This is a genomic window from Cellulosimicrobium composti (assembly GCF_010287905.1).
Lineage (GTDB): Bacteria > Actinomycetota > Actinomycetes > Actinomycetales > Cellulomonadaceae > Cellulosimicrobium > Cellulosimicrobium composti.
Map to the genome: position 1 here is coordinate 14,752 of NZ_JAAFAN010000026.1, position 12,833 is coordinate 27,584.

12 protein-coding genes and 1 riboswitch are annotated in these 12,833 nt (G+C 75.9%); of the genes, 2 read left to right on the top strand and 10 right to left on the bottom strand.

The genetic code is table 11. The features are described 5' to 3' along the window. Position 1: 1 nt before the first annotated feature. From GYH36_RS09390 to infC, 10 genes are all read right to left on the bottom strand, one after another. A complete protein-coding gene (locus tag GYH36_RS09390) occupies positions 2 to 823 on the bottom strand; it encodes a hypothetical protein (RefSeq protein WP_162289722.1) in 822 nt (273 codons plus the stop codon). A gap of 60 nt (positions 824 to 883) precedes the next feature. Continuing rightward, positions 884 to 1,807, bottom strand: a complete 924-nt coding sequence (gene thiD, locus GYH36_RS09395) for a bifunctional hydroxymethylpyrimidine kinase/phosphomethylpyrimidine kinase (RefSeq protein WP_162289723.1) — start codon at positions 1,805 to 1,807, stop codon at positions 884 to 886. Further along, positions 1,800 to 1,897: riboswitch (TPP riboswitch) on the bottom strand. Its footprint overlaps the gene before it by 8 nt. A 108-nt stretch (positions 1,898 to 2,005) precedes the next feature. Next, positions 2,006 to 2,893 carry an SDR family oxidoreductase gene (locus tag GYH36_RS09400; protein WP_024840669.1) on the bottom strand — a complete coding sequence of 296 codons (888 nt, stop codon included), beginning with the start codon at positions 2,891 to 2,893 and terminating at the stop codon, positions 2,006 to 2,008. Beyond that, a complete protein-coding gene (pheT, locus tag GYH36_RS09405; RefSeq protein WP_162289724.1) occupies positions 2,890 to 5,499 on the bottom strand; it encodes a phenylalanine--tRNA ligase subunit beta in 2,610 nt (869 codons plus the stop codon). Before pheT ends, GYH36_RS09400 begins: the two co-directional genes overlap by 4 nt. Then, on the bottom strand, positions 5,499 to 6,620 hold the full coding sequence (pheS, locus tag GYH36_RS09410) for a phenylalanine--tRNA ligase subunit alpha (RefSeq protein ID WP_024840667.1): 1,122 nt from the start codon (positions 6,618 to 6,620) through the stop codon (positions 5,499 to 5,501). The genes pheT and pheS overlap by 1 nt, the downstream gene beginning before the upstream one ends. A 283-nt stretch (positions 6,621 to 6,903) precedes the next feature. Then, positions 6,904 to 7,575 (bottom strand): RNA 2',3'-cyclic phosphodiesterase, encoded by a 672-nt coding sequence (thpR, locus tag GYH36_RS09415; RefSeq protein WP_024840666.1) that lies wholly within the window; start codon positions 7,573 to 7,575, stop codon positions 6,904 to 6,906. Then, a complete protein-coding gene (locus tag GYH36_RS09420) occupies positions 7,572 to 8,441 on the bottom strand; it encodes a TrmH family RNA methyltransferase (protein WP_162289730.1) in 870 nt (289 codons plus the stop codon). Before GYH36_RS09420 ends, thpR begins: the two co-directional genes overlap by 4 nt. A 56-nt stretch (positions 8,442 to 8,497) precedes the next feature. Continuing rightward, positions 8,498 to 8,884, bottom strand: a complete 387-nt coding sequence (rplT, locus tag GYH36_RS09425) for a 50S ribosomal protein L20 (RefSeq protein WP_024840664.1) — start codon at positions 8,882 to 8,884, stop codon at positions 8,498 to 8,500. 67 nt (positions 8,885 to 8,951) lie between these two features. Further along, positions 8,952 to 9,146 carry a 50S ribosomal protein L35 gene (gene rpmI / locus GYH36_RS09430; RefSeq protein WP_024840663.1) on the bottom strand — a complete coding sequence of 65 codons (195 nt, stop codon included), beginning with the start codon at positions 9,144 to 9,146 and terminating at the stop codon, positions 8,952 to 8,954. A 108-nt stretch (positions 9,147 to 9,254) separates the two neighbouring features. Continuing rightward, positions 9,255 to 10,232 (bottom strand): translation initiation factor IF-3, encoded by a 978-nt coding sequence (gene infC / locus GYH36_RS09435; protein ID WP_081772321.1) that lies wholly within the window; start codon positions 10,230 to 10,232, stop codon positions 9,255 to 9,257. A 392-nt stretch (positions 10,233 to 10,624) separates the two neighbouring features. On the opposite strand from infC, the gene GYH36_RS09440 reads away from it, so the two are divergent. Then, positions 10,625 to 11,089, top strand: a complete 465-nt coding sequence (locus GYH36_RS09440) for a Fur family transcriptional regulator (RefSeq protein ID WP_024840661.1) — start codon at positions 10,625 to 10,627, stop codon at positions 11,087 to 11,089. 104 nt (positions 11,090 to 11,193) lie between these two features. After that, positions 11,194 to 12,708 (top strand): catalase, encoded by a 1,515-nt coding sequence (locus GYH36_RS09445; RefSeq protein WP_162289725.1) that lies wholly within the window; start codon positions 11,194 to 11,196, stop codon positions 12,706 to 12,708. Positions 12,709 to 12,833 lie beyond the last annotated feature (125 nt).

Genomic DNA, 12,833 nt, shown 5'->3' on the forward strand with positions numbered 1-12,833 from the left:
GTCAGCGGCGCGGGGTCGCGGGCGCGGCGCGGCCCAGCACGCGCGTGTCGGGGAGCAGGACCCCGCACGCGCCGAGCGCGGCACCCCACGCCGCGCACGCGACCCCGCCCACCGTCCCGAGGCTCGCGAGGTGCTCCGGGTAGAGCACCGAGCACGCGCCGAGGGACACGGCCACGAGCGCGGGCGGCACCACCCCGGCGCGCCACCGCGCGGCGCCGCCCGCGTGCACGACGGCGACGGCGAGCGCGCACGCCGCGAGCGCGAGCCCGAGCCCCGCCTGCATCGGCAGGTGCTGGAGGCCCCACGTCTCGTCGTCGGGCTCGCCCGCCGCGGCCGCGCGCAGCACGGCGACCGCGTAGGCGACCGCGCCGCCCAGGCCCGCGAGCGCGAGCCCGGCGAGCGCGGGGTGCACCGCCCGGGGCGTGACGCGCGCGGGGCGCAGGTCCTGCCGTGCGAGGACGGCGGGGACGAGCGCGGACGCCGCGAGCCCGAGGGCGGGCAGGAGCTGCCCGAACGCGCCCGCCACGAGCCCGGCGAGCGCGACGGCAGCACCCGTCACGAGCACCCCCTGCAGCAGCACCGTCGCGCGGGGCCGGACGGCCCATGCGAGGAGCGGGAACATGGCGAGGCCCGTGTAGAGCAGGCCCCAGCCCGCCTCCACCAGGTAGTGCCGGGCGAACCGCTCGTCCTGCAGCACGACGGTCGCGAGGTCGACGAGGCCGAAGAAGAGGACGCCCCAGAACAGCGCCGCCACGACGGCGACGGCGCGCGCGGCGAGCAGGCGGCCGCGCGACGGGGCCGGAGCACCGAGGTCGTTCGTCATGGAGGACGGTGTAGCACCGGCGCGCCCGGCGCGCCACCGTCGCGAGCCCGTCCGGCGGTGCTAGCCGCCGACGGGCGCGGCCACGGCGTGCAGGTGGTCCACGGGACCGCGCCCGCTCCCGACGCGCAGCGCCGCACCCGCGCGCAGGGCGCCCGTGAGCCACGCCTTCGCGTCGCGCGCCGCGTCCTCCCAGCTCGCGCGGCGCGGGCGCAGGGCCGCGAGCGCCGCGGAGAGGGAGCACCCGGTGCCGTGCGTGTGCGGGGTGTCGACGCGCTCGGCGTCGAACGTCGTCACGCGCACGTCGTCCGCGACCGGGACGACGAGCGCGTCGGGCGAGGCGCCGCCCGTGAGGTGCCCGCCCTTGAGCAGCACGCCGGCGCCGCTCGCCCGGGCGTACGCGGCCGCCTGCGCGAGCGCGTCGTCCCAGGTCGTGGCAGCGGGGCGGCGGGTCAGCACCCCGAGCTCGGGCAGGTTGGGCGTGACGACGTCCGCGCGCGTCGCGAGGTCGCGCACCGCGTCCTCGGCGCCCTCGTCGAGCAGCCGGTGGCCCGACGTCGCGACCATGACCGGGTCGAGCACGACCCAGGGCCGCGGCGCGCCGGTGCGTGCGCGCTCGGCGACGAGCGCGTCCAGCCACGAGGCGATCGTGCGACCGTTCGCCGCGTCGGCGACCATGCCGATCTTCACCGCGTCGACGTGCACGTCGTCGGAGACGGCGTCGAGCTGCTCGCGCAGGAACCCCGGGCCGGGCACGTGCACCGACCGGACGCCGTGCGTGTTCTGCGCGACGAGCGCCGTCGTGACGGCCATGCCGTACGCGCCGTGCGCGCAGAACGCCTTGAGGTCGGCCTGGATGCCCGCCCCGCCGGTCGGGTCCGTCCCGGCGACCGAGAGCACGCGCGGGCGCGAGGGCGCGTCGTCGGAGGTCGCGCTCCCGGGTCCGGGCGCGACGGCGGGGGTGACGGAGGGCACGGTGAGCGGCATCGGCGGACATCCCTTCGCTGGTACGAGCCAGAGCAGGTTCGACGGGTGTGATCTCAGCCCCGCGTGCGCGGGGCACCCCGTGTCGGTCACCGCATCCTACGACGCCGCGCGCCGGCCCCGGCAGGGTGCCCGTGACGCGGCGGAGCCCGCCCCGGCGTCGCCGGGACGGGCTCCGCCCACGTCCTGCTGTCGCGCCCCTCAGCGCGCCGGGAGCGCGCCCGGCATCGGGTCGTCGTCGCCCCAGCGCGTGACGCGCAGGCGTCGCCCGTCCTGGCCGGGGACCGCGCGCCCGTCGCGCTCCCCCGCCACGAGCGCCGCCCGCAGCGACTGCGGCGAGTCGTGCGTGACGCGCACGAACGCGCCGGAGAACGCGTCGAGCTCGCCCGCCGCGATCGCGACTACCATCTCGACCGTGCGCTCCACGGGCGTCCACTCGGTGCGGCCCTCGTGCATGGTCATCGACGCGGTCATGTCGGTCTGCACCACGCCCGGCGAGACCTCGAACGTGCGCAGGCCGCGGTCGAACCCGGACCGGTGCAGGTTCGCGCCGATCCGCAGGAGCGCCGTCTTGCTCGCGTTGTACGCGCTCGCGCCGTCCATGTCGTGCGAGCCCGCGCCGCTGTTGAGGTCGACGACGCGGCCCCCGCCCCGGGCGAGCATGCCCGGCACGACCGCACGCGCGAGGAGGAACGGCCCGCGGACGTTCGTCTCGACGATCGCCCACCACTCGTCGGGGTCCGCCTCCCACAGCGGCACCTCGGCGTCGACGCGGCCCGCGTTGTTGACGAGGAGGTCGACGCCGCCGAGGGCGTCCTCCGCCGCGCGCACCGCGGCGGCGACCGCGCCGGCGTCCGTGACGTCCGCCGTCACGACGACGGCGCGACCGGCCGCGCCGTCCCGCTCGCCGAGCGCGGCGATCTCCGCGGCGACCCCGGCGAGACGGTCGGCGTCGCGCGCGAGGAGCGCGACGTCGAGGCCGGCCGCGGCGAGCCCGACGGCGATCGCGCGGCCGATGCCGCGGGACGCGCCCGTGACGAGCGCGGTCCGGGCGGGCGCGACGGCGCCCGCGGGGCCCGGCCCGCTCATGCGCGCAGCTCCGCGCCGACCCGCTCGCGCGCGGCGGTGACGGCGCCCTCGCGGACGCGCGCGACGTCGTCCGCGGTGAGGGTGCGGTCCGCGGCACGCAGCCGCAGCGAGAACGCGAGCGACTTGCGCCCGGCGCCCACCTGCTCGCCCGTGAAGACGTCGAACAGCGCGACCTCCTCGGCCAGCCCGCCGGCGCCCTCGACGATCGCCGCCCGCAGCGACTCCGCGGTCACCGACTCGTCGACGACGAACGCGAGGTCCTCCTTCGCCGCGGGGAAGCCCGAGACGGGCGTCGCCTGCACGGGCGCGTCGGACGCGCCCGCGACGAGCGCCGAGAGATCGACCTCGAACGCGACCGTCCGCGCCGGCAGGCCGACGTTCTCGAGCACCTTGGGGTGCAGCTCGCCCGCGTGCCCGACGACGGTCCCGTCCGCGAGCTCGAGGCGCGCGCACCGCCCGGGGTGGAACGGCGCGCGCCCGGTGTCGGCGACGACGCCGACCTCCGCGCCGGCGCGCGCGGCGACCCGGCGGGCCGCCCCGAGCGCGTCGGTCCAGTCAGCGGCGCGGCCCGGGCCCCACCAGCCGGCGCGCTCCCGACGGCCCACGAGGACCCCCGCGACGTGCCGGGGCTGCGCCGGGAGCGCGGCGTCGATCGCGGCCAGCTCGTCGTCGCCCGGACGCACGCCGCCGGGGAGCGACGGCGCGGCCGGCGCGCCGGGGCGCGGGTGCGTGACGAGACCGACCTCGAACAGCGCGACGTCCGTGAGACCGCGGCCGACGTTGCGGCGCGTGGTCTCCAGGAGCGTGCTCAGCACGTCGGTGCGCAGGAGCGGGCGGTCGTCCGCGAGCGGGTTGACGAGGCGTAGCGCGCGGCGACGCTCGTCGTCCGCGGGGATGCGCAGCGCGTCGAGCTCGGCGGCACCCACGAACGGGTAGCTCAGCGTCTCGACGAAACCGTCCTCGGCGAGCGCCCGCGCGACGGACCGGCGCACGCGCTGCTCGCGCGTGAGGCCACGACCACCCGGGGCCGCGGGCAGCAGCGACGGGATCTCGTCGTAGCCGACGAGTCGCGCGACCTCCTCGACGAGCTCGGCCGGCTCCGTGAGGTCGGGCCGCCACGACGGCGGCGTCACGACGAGCACGCCCGTCGCGTCGACGTCGTCGGCCTCGACCGTGCACCCGATCGCGCCGAGCGTGCCGACGACCTGCTCGAGCGTGTACGGCACGCCGACGAGACGCTCGGCCTCGCCCACGGGGAGGCGGATCGCGGCGGGCGGCGTCACGCGGTCGAGGTCGCTCACCGCGGGGTCGGCGGTCCCGCCCCCGAGCTCGACGAGCAGGTCGACGACGCGCTGCGCCGCGACCGCGGGCAGGAGCGGGTCCACGCCGCGCTCGAACCGCTTGGCCGCCTCGCTCGACAGCTTGTGGCGGCGCGAGGTGCGCGCGACCGACACCTGGTCGAAGTGCGCGGCCTCGACGAGGACCGCCGTCGTCGTCGGGCCGACCTCGGACGACGCGCCCCCCATGACGCCCGCGAGGCCCAGCACGCGCGACCCGCGCGCGCCGTCGGGGCTGTCCGTGATGATCAGGTCCTCGGGGTCGAGCGCGCGGTCGACGTCGTCGAGCGTCGTGAGCCGCTCGCCGGGCGCCGCGCGACGCACGACGACCGGCGCGGCGACCTTGTCGAGGTCGTACGCGTGCAGCGGCTGACCCAGGTCGAGCATGACGTAGTTCGTCACGTCGACCGCGAGCGAGATGGGCCGCATGCCCGACGCCGTGAGGCGGCGCTGCATCCACGCCGGCGTCGTCGCGGCCGGGTCGATCCCGCGCACGACGCGCGTGACGAACCGGTCGCACCCGACCACGCCGTGGACCGGTGCCGCGTCGTCCACCTCGACGGGGAAGCCGTCGGGCGTCGCCGCGGGCGGTGGCGTGGGCAGGGAGCCGGGCAGGCCCGGGTCCGTGAAGCGCGCGCCCGTCGAGTGCGCGAACTCGCGCGCGACGCCGCGGTAGGAGAACGCGTACCCGCGGTCGGGGGTCACGTTGATCTCGAGTACCTCGTCGCCCAGGCCGAGGAGCGTGACCGCGTCCTGGCCCGGCACGAGGTCCTGCGCCGCGTACCCGAGGCGCGGCAGCACGATGATGCCGTCGTGGTCCTCGCCGAGGCCGAGCTCGCGCTGCGAGCAGATCATGCCGTCGGACACGTGCCCGTACGTCTTGCGGCTCGCGATGGGGAACGGGCCGGGCAGGACGGAGCCCGGCAGCGCGACGACGACGAGGTCGCCCGGGGCGAAGTTGTGTGCGCCGCACACGATGCCGCGCGCGCCGCCCGCCGGCATGTCGGCGGGGTCCACGCCCTTGATCTCCGTGGCGTTGTGCTCCGGACCGACGTCGACCAGGCACCAGTTGATCGTCTTCCCGTTCTTCTGCGGCTCGGGGGTCATCGTGACCACGCGACCCACGACGAGGGGCCCCGTCACGGCGGCGCCGTGGATCGCCTCCTCCTCCAGGCCGACGCGGACGAGGTCGGCGGCGAGCCGCTCGGCCGTGAGGCCCTCGGGCAGCTCGACGTGGTCGCCCAGCCAGTCGATGGCGACGTAGGGCATCAAATCTCCGTTCCGAACTGGGCGGAGAAGCGCACGTCGCCCTCCACCATGTCGTGCATGTCCGCGATCCCGTGGCGCAGCATGAGCGTGCGCTCGATGCCCATGCCGAACGCGAAGCCCGAGTACTCGTCGGGGTCGACCCCGACCGAGCGCAGCACGTTGGGGTTGACCATCCCGCAGCCGCCCCACTCGATCCAGCCCGGGCCGCCCTTCTTCTGCGGGAACCACAGGTCCATCTCGGCGCTCGGCTCGGTGAACGGGAAGTACGCGGGGCGCAGGCGCGTGCGCGCGTCGGGGCCGAACATGGCGCGCGCGAACGCGTCGAGCGTCCCGAGCAGGTTCGCCATGGTCAGGCCCTTGTCGATCGCGAGGCCCTCGACCTGGTGGAAGACGGGCGTGTGGGTCGCGTCCAGCGCGTCGGTGCGGAACGTCTTGCCCGGGCACGCGACGTACAGCGGCACGCCGCGCTCGAGGAGCGAGCGGGCCTGGACCGGCGACGTGTGCGTGCGCAGCACGATGTTGGACGGCTGGGGGGTGCCGTCGGCGCCGTCCGGGCCGGCCACGTAGAACGTGTCCTGCATCTGGCGCGCCGGGTGGTCGACGCCGAAGTTGAGCGCGTCGAAGTTGAACCACTCCGCCTCGACCTCGGGGCCCTCGGCGATCTCCCAGCCGAGACCGACGAAGAAGTCCGCGACGCGCTCCTGCAGTGTCTCGAGCGGGTGGCGCGCACCGGACGGCACGCGGTCCACGGGGAGCGTGACGTCGACGGCCTCCTCGACGAGGACGCGCTCGTCGCGCTCGGCCTCGAGCTCGGCCTGGCGCGCGGCGAGCGCCTGGTTCAGGCGGCCGCGCAGGGGGCCGAGGAGCTTGCCCGCGGTCTTCTTGTCCGCGGGGTCGAGCGACCCGATCCGGCGGTTCGCGAGCGCGAGGGGGCTGCGGTCGCCCATGTGCTCGGTGCGCGCGGCCTTGAGGGCGTCGAGGTCGCGCGCCGCGGCGATCGCGGCGAGGCCGGCGTCGAGCGCGCGCTGCAGCGCGTCGGCGTCGAGCGGGGAGGGTGCGGTGGTGTCCGGGCCGCCGTCCCCCGTCTGGGGGGTGACGACGTCGGCGTCAGGGCTGGACATGCGTGCCTTCCTGGCGGGGGCGGGACTGCGGGGAGCGGGCGGCGGGCGGCGTCGCCCCGCGGGTCGCGCCGCCCGGGGCGGCACGCGCGGGGCGCGCTCGTGCGCGCGTCGCCGTCATTCTAGGGCGCCCGTCCGGGCCCGGTCCGTCCCGCGCACGGCGGGAGGGAGCGCGTGTCAGTCGCGCGGGCCCGTGACGGGCCCGGGAAATCGACGACCACCGCGCGTGCACATGCCGCCATCCTCGCACAGGCACCCGGGCGCCGGCGGGGGTCGTGCGCACCCGTCAGGAGTGGGCGTCCGCACGCGCACCGGGACCGCCGAGCGGCGCAGTGCGCAGGGTCCGGTGCACGGGGTGCCCCGACGTGTCGCCGAGGTCGGACTCGACGAGGTGGAGCACGTCCGCGGTCCACACCGGACCGGCGTACACCGCCAGGGCGGCGGCGGGCCCGGCGAGCGGGTCGCCCGCCGTGACGTCCGGGCGCCGGCCCGGCCCGCCCGCGCGCGAGCGCGCGCGGCGCTGCGCCTGGCGCGCCCCGGCCGCCGCGCGCGCCACGGTGAGGTGGGCGCGCCGGCGCGGACGGCGGTCCACGCGGACGCCGACGTCCCCGGCGGCCTCGGCGACCGCGACGCTCAGGTCGTGCAGGGCGTCGGCACCGTCGCCCCCGACCCCCACCCACAGCACGCGTCGGTCGAACACGCCCGCACCGCGCAGGCTCAGCGAGAGCGGCGGGACGTCGCGCGCGACCGCCTCGAGCGCGTCAGCGAGCTCGGGCACCGCGCCCTCGGGCACGTCCCCGAAGAACGAGACGGTGAGGTGCCACGTCTCGGGCGCGGTCCACCGCACGAGCGGGGCGCCGTCGGGCCGCCGCGCCTCCTGCGCGTGCGCGTCCGCCAGCGCGAGCGCGAGGTGGTCGAGGGCGCCCGCGCCCGGGTACAGCGCCGCGAAGAGCCTCACGCCGCGCCGCGCCGGGGGCGGTGGGCCCGGCTGGACGCGTACAGGCACACGGTCGCGGCCGTCGCAAGGTTCAGCGACTCGGCACGCCCGCGGATCGGGACGCGCACCACGGCGTCGGCGAGCGCGCGGTCCTCCACGGGCAGACCCCACGCCTCGTTGCCGAACACCCACGCGGTGGGTGCCGCGAGGTCCACGGCCGGGCGCGAGGCGCCGTCCGCCCCGCCCGACCCGGCCACGTCGAGCAGGTCGTCGAGGTCGAGGTCGCCCGCACCGTCCGCGGCGAGCACGGTGAGGCCCGCGCCGCGCAGGGCGGCGAGCGCGTCGGCGAGGCTCACGCCCGTGACGACGGGCAGGTGGAACAGGGACCCGGCGGTCGAGCGCACGACCTTGGGGTTGTGCACGTCCACCGACTCCCCCGCGAGCACGACGGCGTCCGCACCCGCCGCGTCGGCGGCACGCACGACGGTGCCGGCGTTGCCGGGGTCGCGGACGGTCGCGAGGACCGCCACGAGCGCGGGCCGGTCGCGGTCCGGGCGCGCGAGCGACGCCGCCACGTCCGCCAGGCTCGGCGCCTCGGCCCGGACGACGGCGAGCACGCCCTGCGCGTCCGGGCTCATCGCGGCCAGCACCTCGGCCGTCGCGACGTGCACGTGCAGCTGGGCGGCGCGCGCGTCGTCGACGATCTCCGGGTGGCGTCCGGCCGCGGCGGGCGTCACGTAGACGTCGCGCACGCGCGCGGGCGCGTGCCGGACGGCCTCGCGCACGCCCTGCGGCCCCTCCACGAGGAGCTGCTTGTGCCGTGAACGCGCCGGACGCCCGGCCAGCGCGCGGACCGCCTTGACCCGGTCGCTGCGAGGGTTCGTCAGCGTGGGGTCGAGCGGGCCGTGCGCCGTCCGGGCGTCCGTGGCGTCGTGCGCGCTGGTCAGGCTGCGGCCTTCGGCGCGTTGACGTCCTCGGGCAGCGCGTCCTTCGCGACCTGGACGAGCGCGTTGAACGCGGCCACGTCGTTGACCGCGAGCTCCGCGAGCAGGCGACGGTCGACCTCGACACCCGCGGCCTTGAGACCCTGGATGAGGCGGTTGTACGTCAGGCCCTGGGCGCGCGACGCGGCGTTGATGCGCTGGATCCACAGCTTGCGGAAGTCGCCCTTGCGCGCCTTGCGGTCGCGGTAGGAGTAGACGAGGGAGTGGGTGACCTGCTCCTTCGCCTTGCGGTAGAGGCGCGAGCGCTGGCCGCGGTAGCCGCTGGCGCGCTCGAGGGTCGTACGGCGCTTCTTCTGGGCGTTGACCGCCCGCTTCACGCGTGCCACGTGATGCTCCTTGCAGTTCGGGGCTCAGGGGTGAGCCGGTCGGTGGCGGGTCCCGCCACCTGCCGGGTCACTTGCCGAGCAGCTTCTTGATGGTCTTGACGTCGGCGGGCGAGACCACCTGGTCCTGGGCGAGGCGGCGCGTGCGCTTGGTCGCCTTGTGCTCGAGCAGGTGACGGCGGTTGGCCTGCTCGCGCATGACCTTCCCGCTGCCCGTGATGCGGAAGCGCTTCTTGGCACCCGAGTGCGTCTTGTTCTTCGGCATGACTGCCGTCTCTCCTTGTGTCCGGTCAGCCGCCTCGCGGCGGCCGACGTGTTCGGGTCCTGGCCGGTGGGCTCGGACCCCGAGCAGGGTCGGTCCGTGCTGCCGGCGTCAGCCGGCCTTGCCCCGCGGCGCCGGCTTGGGCGCCGGGCGCGGGGCGCCCGGCTTGGGCGCGGCGGGCTTGGGTGCCGCAGGCTTCGCAGAGCCCGACGACGCGGGCGAGGCCGCGGGCGCCGGACGGGGCGTGGCCGGCCGCGGCGCGGCAGGCTTCGACTCCGTCGCGGGACGCGGTGCCGCGGCGGGGCGCGGGGCGGCCTTCGGCGCCGGAGCGGCCTTGGGTGCCGGGGCAGCCTTGGGTGCCGGGGCAGCCTTGGGTGCCGGGGCGGCCTCGGGCGTCGGAGCGGGCTCGGGCGCCGGAGCGGGCTCGGGCGCCGGGGCGGCAGCGGCCTCGGGGGCCGTCGTCTCCGGTGCCTCGGCCTCCGGCGCGTCCGTCGTCCGGGCGGCGGCGCGCTGCGCGGACTTGGTCAGACGGGGCTCCGCCTCCTGCGCGCGCTTGCGCTGCTCGCTCTTGGCGTCGGCCTTCTTCTTCACCGGGCCGAGCACCATCGTCATGTTGCGGCCGTCCTGCTTCGGCATCGACTCGACGAAGCCGAGCTCCGCGACGTCCTCCGCGAGGCGCTGCAGCAGGCGCACGCCCATCTCGGGGCGCGACTGCTCGCGACCGCGGAACATGATCATGACCTTGACCTTGTCCCCCGCGGCCAGGAAGCGCTCGACGTGGCCCTTCTTGGTGCCGTAGTCGTGCGGGTCGATCTTCAGGCGGAAGCGGATCTCCTTGAGGACCGTGTTCGCCTGGTTGCGCCGCGCCTCACGCGCCTTCATGTCGGACTCGTACTTGAACTTGCCGAAGTCCATGAGCTTGGCGACGGGGGGCCGGGCGTCCGGGGCGACCTCGACGAGGTCGAGGTCGGCGTCCTGGGCAAGGCTCAGGGCAACCTCGGTGCGGACGACGCCGACCTGCTCCCCGCCGGGACCGATGAGTCGGACCTCGGGGACGCGGATCCGATCGTTGATGCGAGGCTCGCTGATGTGATGCTCCTAGGAAGTCGTCGGTAGACCGCCCGGGACGAAGAAGGCCTCCGTCCCTGAGCGCAGGGCGGAGGCCATCAGGTCGGGCCGTCGGGGGGGACGCGACGGCCACGGCGGGTCGGACCCCCAGGGGCTCGTCCCGGACCAGGACCCGGCCTCTGTCGCGACGTTCGTCGGCGGTCGAGACCCGGGTGGGATGGAATCCACTTGCGCACTGGTACGCCCCTGCGCCTCCCGGAACCGGGCGGTGCGGACGCGTACGAGTCGGTCAGCCATCAAGGATAGCAGACCTCGCGTGCCGCTCGTCCCCGCGCGGCGGTCACCACGTCCGGCGAATACCTGAGTCGATCCATCATTGGAACTCTTCCAGTTTATGTGACTAGAGTGGTGCCATGGCGACTGGAGCGACGACGACCGCGGGCTCGGGCCTCGACGACGGGGCACGACGCGCGCGCCACGAGAGCGAGCTGCGCGACCACGGCCTGCGCGTCACCGCCGCGCGCCTCGCCGTGCTCGACGCCGTGGAGGTCCAGCAGCACGCCGACGCGGACGACGTCCTGCGGGCCGCGCGCGCGGCGCTCGGCTCCGTCTCCGTCCAGGCCGTGTACGACGTCCTGCACACGCTCACCGACAAGGGCCTGGTGCGCCGCATCGAGCCCGCCGGGCACCCCGCGCGCTACGAGCGCCGGCTCGGCGACAACCACCACCACGTCGTGTGCCGCGGGTGCGGCGCCGTCGCCGACGTCGACTGCACGGTCGGTCACGCCCCGTGCCTCACGCCCAGCAGCACCTCCGGGTTCCGGATCGACACCGCCGAGGTGACGTTCTGGGGCCTGTGCCCCGACTGCGCGGACTGACCTGACCCCTCTGCCGGACCGGGCTCCCGCGCGCCCGTCCGGCACCCTATTTGCCCCGTAATGACCGGATCAGGGATCGCCCTCGCGGTCCCGGAAGGAGACCCATGACCGCCCCCTTCACCACCACGAACGCCGGTGCGCCCGTCGCGTCCGACGCCCACTCGCAGTCGGTGGGTGCCGACGGCCCGATCGTCCTGCACGACCACTACCTCGTCGAGAAGCTCGCCCAGTTCAACCGCGAGCGCGTGCCGGAGCGCGTCGTGCACGCCAAGGGCGGCGGTGCGTTCGGGACGTTCACGGTGACCAACGACGTCAGCGCGTTCACGCGTGCCGCGCTCTTCCAGCCCGGCACGACGACCGAGATGCTCGCGCGCTTCTCCTCCGTCGCGGGCGAGCAGGGCTCCCCCGACACGTGGCGCGACCCGCGCGGCTTCGCGCTGAAGTTCTACACGACCGAGGGCAACTACGACCTCGTCGGCAACAACACGCCCGTGTTCTTCCTGCGCGACGGCATCAAGTTCCCCGACTTCATCCGCTCGCAGAAGCGTCTCCCGGGCTCCAACCTGCGCGACAACGACATGCAGTGGGACTTCTGGACCCTGTCCCCCGAGTCCGCGCACCAGGTGACGTGGCTCATGGGCGACCGCGGCCTGCCGTCGAGCTGGCGCCACATGGACGGGTTCGGCTCGCACACGTACCAGTGGATCAACGCCGCGGGCGAGCGCTTCTGGGTCAAGTACCACTTCAAGACCCAGCAGGGCATCGACAACCTCACGGCCGACGAGGCCTCGCAGCTAGCGGGCTCGGACTCGGACCACCACATCCGTGACCTGTACGAGCACATCGAGGCGGGCGACTTCCCGCGCTGGACGCTGTCCGTCCAGGTGATGCCGTACGAGGACGCGAAGACGTACCGCTTCAACCCGTTCGACCTCACGAAGGTGTGGCCGCACGCCGACTACCCGCTCGTCGAGGTGGGCGTCATGGAGCTGAACCGCAACCCGGAGAACTACTTCGCGCAGATCGAGCAGGCGACGTTCGCGCCGAGCAACTTCGTGCCGGGCATCGCGGCGAGCCCCGACAAGATGCTGCTGGCGCGCATCTTCTCCTACGCCGACGCGCACCGGTACCGCGTGGGCACGAACCACGCGCAGCTCCCCGTCAACGCGCCGCACGCGGCCGCCGAGGGCGGTCACTCGTACGCGAAGGACGGCGCGATGCGCTACTCCTTCTCCTCGGCCACGACGCCGGTCTACGCGCCCAACAGCCAGGGCGGCGCGCACGCCGACCCGGCGCGCGCCGCCGAGTCGACCGGGTGGGAGGCGGACGGCGAGCTGACGCGCTCGGCCGCGACGCTGCACCCGGAGGACGACGACTTCGGCCAGGCGGGCACGCTCTACCGCGAGGTGTTCGACGACGCCGCGCGCGAGCGCTTCCTCGAGACGATCACCGGGCACGTGGGCGCCGTGCGCAGCGCGGACATCCGCGAGCGCGCGATCACGTACTGGACGAACGTCGACACGGGCCTCGGCGAGGCCCTGCGCGCCGCGCTCGCCGCGACCGGCGCCCCGGTCGAGGGCGGCCAGCCCGGCACCGCCGCGGAGCCCGTCCGCGTCTGACGACCGGCGGCCCCGCCGCCCCGGTCCGCACGTCGGCCGCCGTCCCCCGGGGCGGCGGCCGACGTCGTCCTCGGGCGACGACCGACGTCGTCCCGGGGCGGTCGCGCGCGTGGCCGGCCCCGCGG